Genomic DNA, 7737 nt, shown 5'->3' with positions numbered 1-7737 from the left:
GGGGTATTCACCCGAGTCGCCCAACGCCTGCTGGCCATGGCCGCCGGGATCTGGCACAACTGGACCACCGGCGTCACCAGCAAACGATCACTCACCGCCTACGACCACTGACCAGCAGCTTCACGGAATCATTCATCTAGCGGTCCGCGGACCTGCGGGCGAGCCGCCAGCCGACGCCGACACCGACGAGCGCGAGGGCGGCGCCCGCGGCCGCCGCCGCGAGGAGCGTCACCGGCGACGCGCCGGAACGCGCCCGCTCCGGCGCGCGGAAGACGATGCCAGGTGCGGTGCCTGAGGGGACCCGCGACTCGTCCGTGGCGAGCGTCGCCACCGCCGTGCCCGACAGGTCGCGCTCGACGTTGCCGAAGAACTCGCCCGCCATGCGCCGCGACACGCTCGTCAGCATGCGCTGGCCGACGCCGCCGACCATGCCGCCGACGACCGCGTCGGCGTCGTACGCGACGCGCGTGCCACCGTCGCCGTCGGACTCCAGCGTGACGCGGACGTTCGCGTCGACGGTGCCCGGCGCGCCGCTGCCCTGTGCGCGCAGCACGAACGACGCGGGCGGGCTCTGCTCCGACAGCGTCACCTCGCCGTCGTAGGTGCCCCTGATCGACGCGACGCCGGCATTGACGGAGACGCGGTACCGGTCGTCGCCGAGTGCCTCCAGCGACTCGCAGCCCGGGATCGTGCGAACGAGCACCGCGGGGTCGTTGAGGGCGGCGTAGACGCGGTCGGGCTCGGCCCGTACGACGGCGTTCCCAGTCACCTTCATGAGGTCCCCTCTCGGCCCGCCCGGAGGGCGAACAGCTCGCTCGGGCTGATCGGCATGCGCGTGATGCGGATGCCCTCGGCGTCCTCGATCGCCGCCGCGAACACCGCGGCCGACGGGATCACGCCGGCCTCACCCGCGCCCTTGATGCCCAGCGGGTTCAGCGGCGACGGCGTCTCGAGGTGGTCGATCTCGATCTCGCGCGGCACCTCGGACGCGTACGGCATCAGGAAGTCCATGAACGACGCGTTGAGCAGCTGGCCGTGCTCGTCGTAGACCATGCGCTCGTACAGCGCCCCTCCCACGCCCTGCGCCACGCCGCCGTGGATCTGCCCCCGCACGATGCGCGGGTTGATCAGCCGTCCGCAGTCGTGCACGACGCAGTAGCGCAGGATGCGGATCTCGGCGGTGTCGGGATCGGTCTCGACGACGACGGCGTGCATGCCGGACGCGAACGTCGACCGCTCGGGCGAGTAGAAGTCGGTGCCCTCCAGGCCGGGTGCGTCACCCACGGCGACCGGCGGCTTCGACACGTCGGTGGACGCGAACTGCGTGGCGGCCGCGGCGTTCTCGTCGAACGCGTAGCGCAGCGGGTTCGACAGCACGGCGACACTGCCGAGCGGCAGCCCCGACTCCGGATCGCCCTTCACCCGCACGACGCCGTCGACGATCTCGAGGTCACCCGGGTCGACCTCCAGCGCGTCGCCGGCGATGCGCAACGCCTTGTCGCGTACCTTGCGTGCCGCGAGCGCGATCGCCGAGCCGCTCATCACCGCAGCCCGCGAGGCGAACGTGCCGACCGCGTACGCGAACCTGCGGGTGTCGCCGGTGACGACCTCGACGTCGGCGAGCGGCACGCCGAGCTCGTCGGCGGCGATCTGCGCGAACGACGTGAAATGACCCTGGCCCTGCGTCGTGAGGCCGGTCGCGACCTTGACCTTGCCCGACGTCTCCACCTGCACGTGGCCGCCCTCGTACGGGCCGACGCCGGTGCCCTCGACGTAGCAGGCGAGCCCGATGCCCACCCGGCGTCCCTCGGCGCGCGCTCGTTCGCGGTAGGCCTCGAAGTCGTCCCAGCCGACCAGGTCCTTCAGCATGGCCAGGCTCGCGGGGTAGTCGCCGGAGTCGTAGATCAGCGGGCGGCCGTCCTGGAACACCAGGCCGTGGTCGTACGGCATCTCGTCCGGCGTGATGAAGTTGCGCGCCCGCACCTCGGTGCGGTCGAGGCCGAGCTCGGCGGCGATGGCGTCCATCGTGCGTTCCATCGCGAAGACGCCCTGCGGCCTGCCCGCGCCACGGTACGGCGTGACGATCACGGTGTTGGTGTACATCGACCAGAACTCGCAGCGGTATGCGCCAGGCTTGTACGGACCGAGCAGCTGCGTCGAGGTGACGATCGGGACGATGAGGCCGTACGGCGTGTAGGCGCCGTTGTCGTGCCACACCCGCACGTCGAGCGCGAGGATGCGGCCGTCGTCGTCGAAGCCGACCTGGATGTCCTGCAGCTGCCCGCGCTCGTGCGCGCTGGACACGAAGTGCTCGCGGCGGTCCTCGGCCCACTTCACCTCAGCGCGGTAGCCGAGCTCGCCGAGCTTGCGCGCGGCCCACGGGACGAGCACCTCCTCCGGCCACGGGTGCACGATCTTCACGCCGAAACCGCCCCCGACGTCGGGCGCGACGCAGTGGACCTGGGAGAGCGGCAGGCAGAGCTTCGCCGCGACCGCCGCGCGTACCGACGTCGACGCCTGCGTGGACGTGTAGATGCGCAGCGACTGCTCGGTGACGTCCCAGCGCGCGTACACGCCCTTGCCCTCGAGCGGCATGGATGCGCTGCGCTCGATCTCCAGCGACAGGTCGAGCACGTGCGGTGCGTCGGCGAGTGCCGCGTCGACGTCGCCGTTCTCCTGCAGCAGGTGACCCGCGACGTTGTCGTCGACGTCCGCGTGCACGAGACGGTCGGCGGTGCGCGCGTTGTCGAGGCCGACGACCGGCGGCAGCGGCTCGTACGAGACACGGATGCGGGCGCACGCGTCCTCGGCGAGGTAGCGGTCGCGCGCGACCACCATCACGACCGCCTCGCCGACGTGGTTGACCTCGTCCTTCGCCAGCGGATACGGCGTGCGCGGCGCGTGCAGCGCCGGGTGCGGGATGAGGACGGGCAGCGGCTGCGCGACCCGTGTGCCCGTGTCCTCCGCCAGGTCGTCGTAGGTGTAGACCGCGACCACGCCGTCGACGTCGAGCGCGTCCTCGACGTCGATGTCGGCGATGCGGGCGTGCGCGTGCGGGCTGCGGACGAACGCTGCGGCGAGCGCGTCGTGGCCGAGGTCGTCGAGGTAGCGTCCACCCCCGGTCAGCAGCCGCGGGTCCTCGACTCGGGGGACGCCTTCGCCGAAGAGCTTGGTCGTCAAGAGGCGACCTCCAAAGCGAGCATCGCAGCGGACCGGAGCGACCTGCATGACCGGCCACCGACCCAGCGAGGAGCGGAACGGCGGAGGACGCCGGGATATACCGTCAAGGCTCACCCCGCTGCAGCTCCGCCGCGCGGAGGACCGAGGCGACGATGTTCTGGTAGCCGGTGCAGCGACACAGGTTGCCGCTGATCGCCTCGCGCGCCTCGTCTTCGGTGGGCTCCGGGTTCTCCTCGAGGTACGCCGCGATCGTCGTGAGGAACCCCGGCGTGCAGAAGCCGCACTGCAGACCGTGGCAGTCCTGGAACGCCTGCTGCACCGGGTGCATCGAGCCGTCGGGCTCCGTCAGGCCCTCGACGGTCGTCACGTCCTGCCCGTCGACGCTGACGCCGAAGACGAGGCACGAGCGCACCGGACGCCCGTCGAGCAACACCGTGCACGCTCCGCATACGCCGTGCTCGCACCCCACGTGCGTGCCGGTCAGCCCGAGCTCGTGTCGCAGGACGTCGGACAGCAGCATGCGGACCGGCACGTCGCGGTCGTGGCGGACGCCGTTGACCCGCAACGTGATCGGCAGCCGCTGCTCGGTGGTCACCCTGCCTCCGCCCGTGTCGCGGCCTCGCGCAGCGCGCGCTCGGTCAGCACGCCGACGAGGTGGTGACGGTACTGCGCGGAGACGTGGATGTCGCCGTCGCACTCCAGCCGCTCCTTCGCCGCCTCGCCGGCCGGCGCCCAGTCACCGTCCGGCGAGATGCCGCGCACCGCCTCGGTCAGGTCGAGCACGGGCGGCACGTCGGCGACCGACACGTACGCGGCACGTGCCTCGTCGAGGCTGCCGTCCTCGGCGAGCCGGACGAGCGCGACGACGCCGCAGACGGCGTAGTCGCCCTGCCGCCTGGCGACCTCGACGACCGACGTGCCGACACACCCCTCGGGGACGGGGAAGGCGGCGGCGGTCACGACCTCGTCGGGACGCAGCGACGTCTCGAGCGGCCCGACGTACAGCTCATCGACCGGTACCTCTCGCTCGCCGGCGGTCGACACGGCGACGACGTGACCGCCGAGCAGGGCGAGCACGGCAGGCATCTCCGCGGCGGCGTCGGCATGGCAGAGGCTGCCGACCGACGTGCCGCGGTTGCGGATGGTCGGGTGCGCGACATGGCGCAACGCCTGCCGCAGCACCGGGTTTGCCGCGTGCGCCTCCTCGTGCCGCTCCAGGTCGGCGTGCCGCACGAGCGCCCCGACGCGTACCTGGCGTGAGGTCACCTCGACGGTGTCGAGTCCGGGCAGCCGGCCGATGTCGACAAGGTGCGCGGGCTCGGCGAGACGCATGGACATCAGCGGGACGAGACTCTGCCCGCCGGCGAGCACCTTGCCGCGTGCCCCGACCTCGCCGAGTGTCGCGACGGCCTGCGCGACGTCGGTGGGCCGGTGGTACGTGAAGGGGGGTGGCTTCATCCGTCGGCCGGCGCCTTGCCCTCGGTCCGGTCGCCGGCGTCGGGTCCACGGTCGCTCGCCTCGACGAGGTGGCGAGGAGCGATGAGCCGGCCGAAGTGGTAGAGGACGATCACGACGATCGTGCCGAGCGCGATGCCCGACAGCGTGAACGACTTGCTGAACTGCAGCGCCGTGTCGCCGATCGCGATGATGATGCCGGCCGCGACGGGTACGAGGTTGACCGGGTTGCCGAAGTCGACCCTGTTCTCGTGCCAGATCTTCGCGCCGAGCAGGCCGATCATGCCGTACAGCACGACGGTGATGCCGCCGAGCACGCCACCCGGCGTCGCCGAGATCACCGCGCCGAACTTGGGTGAGAAGCCGAACAGGATGGCGACGATCGCCGCGACGTAGTACGCCGCCGTCGAGTACACGCGGGTCGCCGCCATGACGCCGATGTTCTCCGCGTACGTCGTGGTCGGTGAACCGCCCACCGCCGACGCCAGCACGGTGCCGAGGCCGTCCGCGGCGATCGCGCGTCCCATCATCGGGTCGAGGTCGGTCTTCGTGATCTCGGCGACCGCCTTGACGTGGCCGGCGTTCTCCGCGATCAGCGCGATGACCGCGGGGATGACGAGCAGGACGAACGTCCACCTGAAGTCGGGCAGGTGCAGGCCGACGAGCGGCTGCCCGTCAGGACCGGGTGTGCCCGTGGTCGCCGGCAGACCGATCCAGTCGGCGGCCAGGACGCCGTCCCAGTTCACCCGCCAGTGCGTGGTGACCTTGCCGGCGACCGCGTCGAACGACGTGATCTGGCCGAAGCCGCGGTCGAACAGCCACGACAGGGCGTACCCGAAGACGAGGCCGAGGAAGACCGCGATGCGACCGAGGAACCCGCGCAGACCCAGGCTCATCGCGACGACGGCGACCATGACGAGCAGGGCGATCCACTGGTCCTGCGGCCAGTAGACGTCGGCCACCACCGGCGCGAGGTTGAAGCCGATCAGCATGACGACGGCGCCGGTGACGACGGGTGGCAGGACCTTGTAGATCACCCGCGCGCCGAGGAAGTGGATGACCACGCCGATGATCGCGAGCAGCACACCGGCGACGAGGATCGCGCCGGTGACCTGCGGGCTGGTGCCGCCCTGGGCACGGATGGCCGCGACACCACCGACGAACGCCGCGGACGTCCCGAGGTAGCTCGGCACCTTGCCCTTGACGATGAGCAGGAAGATGATCGTCGCGATGCCGCTCATCATGACGGCGAGCTGCGGGTTGAGGCCCATGACGATGGGGAACACGAACGTCGCACCGAACATCGCGACGACGTGCTGCGCACCCAGCCCGACCGTCCGGCCCCACGACAGCCGCTCGTTCGGGGCGACCACCTCGCCGACGTCGAGTGACTTGCCGTCGCCGTGCAGCTTCCACAACGCCATGTCAGCCCTCCTCGCCCGCACCCGCTCCGTACGCAGGATGGCAGGATTCACCCACGCGCGTCTTTCGGCAAGGACCCCGGGCCGGTGGGGACGCGGCGTCGACAGGAGGTGCCGGATGGGCGAGACGTACGTCGACGTGCGGCGCGGGGAGTATCACGACTCGGTCTCACTCATGTCGGCGAGCCTCGTGCTCGCGAAGGTGCCCGGGATCGCCGAGGCGCAGGTGGCGATGGGCACCCCGCTCAACCTCGGGCTGCTGGCCGAGCGCGGCTTCGACGTGCCCGCGGGCACCGGAGCGGGAGACCTGGTGGTGGCGATGCGGGTGGCCGACCTGCCCGGTCAACGCGCGGAGTCCGTCCTCTCGCTCGCCGCGGACCGGCTCGACGAGGTGCTGAGGGCGCAGGCTCCGGAGGCGGGCGGCGACGGCGGTGCGGCACCTGCCCCGCGCACCGTCGGTGGACTGCTCACCCGTACACCGGCGCGGCTGGCCCTGGTGTCCGTCCCCGGCGAGTACGCGTTCGCCGAGGCGATGGACGCCGTCCGGGCGGGGTCGAGCGTCATGGTGTTCAGCGACAACGTGCCGGTGTGGCAGGAGGTCGCGCTCAAGGAGGAGGCCGCGCGGCGCGGCGTACTCGTGATGGGCCCCGACTGCGGCACGGCGCAGATCGACGCCGCGGGGCTCGGCTTCGCGAACGTCGTCGAGGTCGGCCCGGTGTCGATCGTGGCGGCGTCGGGCACGGGCGCGCAGCACCTGATGTGCCTGCTCGACGCCGCCGGGCTCGGCGTGCGGCACGTCATCGGCGTCGGCGGCCGCGACCTGTCCGCGGAGGTCGGCGGCCGGTCGACGCGGCAGGCGCTCGATGCGCTGGCCGGCGACTACGACACCCGGCTCACGGTCGTCGTCAGCAAGCCGCCCGACCCCGACCTTGTCGCGCGTCTGCGCCAGGAGGCCCGCGACCGCCGCCAGTCCGTGCTGTGGGCACCGGTCGGACCCGGCGAGCGTGACCTCACGGCCGTCGCCGAGGACGTGCTGCGGGCGTTCGAGATCCCTGCTCCCGACTGGCCGCAGTGGCGGCCGCCCACGCCGCTCGCCGCGACCCCCGGCCGGGCGCTGCGCGGCCTGTTCTGCGGCGGCACGCTGTGCACCGAGGCCGCGACCATCGCGGGCGCGGCGCTGCCTGCCGACCGGTTCACGATGACCGACTTCGGCGACGACGCGTACACCCGCGGCCGCGCCCACCCGATGATCGACCCGACGCTGCGCACCGAACGCTTCGTGCACGACGCCGCCGACCCGGACGTCGGCACCGTCCTTCTCGACGTCGTCCTCGGCCACGGCAGCCACCCCGACCCGGCCGCCGACCTGGCCCCGGCGGTCGCCGCGGCGCGGGCGAACGTCGTCGTCTCCCTGACCGGCAGCAACGGCGACCCGCAGGTCCGCGACGACCAGGCCGCGGCGCTGGCCGCCGCCGGCGCCCACGTCCACCTCTCCAACGCCGCCGCGACGCGCCACGCGATCAGCCTGCTCACCTGAGATCACCCGCCCCGTGAGGGGCACCCTCACCGTGCCCGGCCACCGTGAAGGGCACCCCCACCGCGCCCGGCCACCGTGAAGGGCACCCCCACCGCGCCCGGCCACCGTGAAGGGCACCCCCACCGCGCCCGGCCACCGTGAAGG

7 protein-coding genes are annotated in these 7737 nt (G+C 72.3%); 2 read left to right on the top strand and 5 right to left on the bottom strand.

Going from position 1 to position 7737, the window contains the following annotated elements; genetic code table 11:
* Positions 1–111, top strand: a 111-nt coding sequence (locus GEV10_31175; GenBank protein MQA82865.1) for an IS982 family transposase, incomplete at its 5' end; no start/stop codon positions are given.
* 25 nt (positions 112–136) lie between these two features.
* Here the strand turns inward: GEV10_31175 and GEV10_31170 are convergent.
* The 5 genes from GEV10_31170 to GEV10_31150 form a co-directional block, all read right to left on the bottom strand.
* Positions 137–775, bottom strand: coding sequence for a carbon monoxide dehydrogenase (locus GEV10_31170; GenBank protein MQA82864.1), 639 nt, complete (start codon positions 773–775; stop codon positions 137–139).
* The gene (locus tag GEV10_31165) at positions 772–3228 is read right to left on the bottom strand and encodes a molybdopterin-dependent oxidoreductase (GenBank protein ID MQA82863.1); all 2457 of its coding nucleotides are present in this window, start codon (positions 3226–3228) and stop codon (positions 772–774) included. Before GEV10_31165 ends, GEV10_31170 begins: the two co-directional genes overlap by 4 nt.
* A gap of 55 nt (positions 3229–3283) precedes the next feature.
* A complete protein-coding gene (locus GEV10_31160; protein ID MQA82862.1) occupies positions 3284–3700 on the bottom strand; it encodes a 2Fe-2S iron-sulfur cluster binding domain-containing protein in 417 nt (138 codons plus the stop codon).
* A 71-nt stretch (positions 3701–3771) separates the two neighbouring features.
* On the bottom strand, positions 3772–4638 hold the full coding sequence (locus GEV10_31155; GenBank protein ID MQA82861.1) for a xanthine dehydrogenase family protein subunit M: 867 nt from the start codon (positions 4636–4638) through the stop codon (positions 3772–3774).
* On the bottom strand, positions 4635–6059 hold the full coding sequence (locus GEV10_31150; GenBank protein ID MQA82860.1) for a nitrate reductase: 1425 nt from the start codon (positions 6057–6059) through the stop codon (positions 4635–4637). Before GEV10_31150 ends, GEV10_31155 begins: the two co-directional genes overlap by 4 nt.
* 115 nt (positions 6060–6174) lie before the next feature.
* Here GEV10_31150 and GEV10_31145 point away from each other — a divergent pair, with 115 nt between their 5' ends.
* Positions 6175–7593, top strand: coding sequence for an FdrA family protein (locus tag GEV10_31145; protein ID MQA82859.1), 1419 nt, complete (start codon positions 6175–6177; stop codon positions 7591–7593).
* Positions 7594–7737 lie beyond the last annotated feature (144 nt).

It is taken from the genome of Streptosporangiales bacterium (assembly GCA_009379955.1).
Taxonomy (GTDB): domain Bacteria; phylum Actinomycetota; class Actinomycetes; order Streptosporangiales; family WHST01; genus WHST01.
The sequence above is the reverse complement of the archived record's forward strand: the minus strand, read 5'-3'. Positions and strand labels throughout refer to the sequence as shown.

Coding starts and splice junctions, on each gene's coding strand:
- GEV10_31170 (MQA82864.1), bottom strand. CDS start 775: ATGAAGGTGACTGGGAACGCCGTCGTACGGGCCGAGCCCGACCGCGTC.
- GEV10_31160 (MQA82862.1), bottom strand. CDS start 3,700: ATGCTGCTGTCCGACGTCCTGCGACACGAGCTCGGGCTGACCGGCACG.
- GEV10_31145 (MQA82859.1), top strand. CDS start 6,175: ATGGGCGAGACGTACGTCGACGTGCGGCGCGGGGAGTATCACGACTCG.
- GEV10_31155 (MQA82861.1), bottom strand. CDS start 4,638: ATGAAGCCACCCCCCTTCACGTACCACCGGCCCACCGACGTCGCGCAG.
- GEV10_31165 (MQA82863.1), bottom strand. CDS start 3,228: ATGCAGGTCGCTCCGGTCCGCTGCGATGCTCGCTTTGGAGGTCGCCTC.
- GEV10_31150 (MQA82860.1), bottom strand. CDS start 6,059: ATGGCGTTGTGGAAGCTGCACGGCGACGGCAAGTCACTCGACGTCGGC.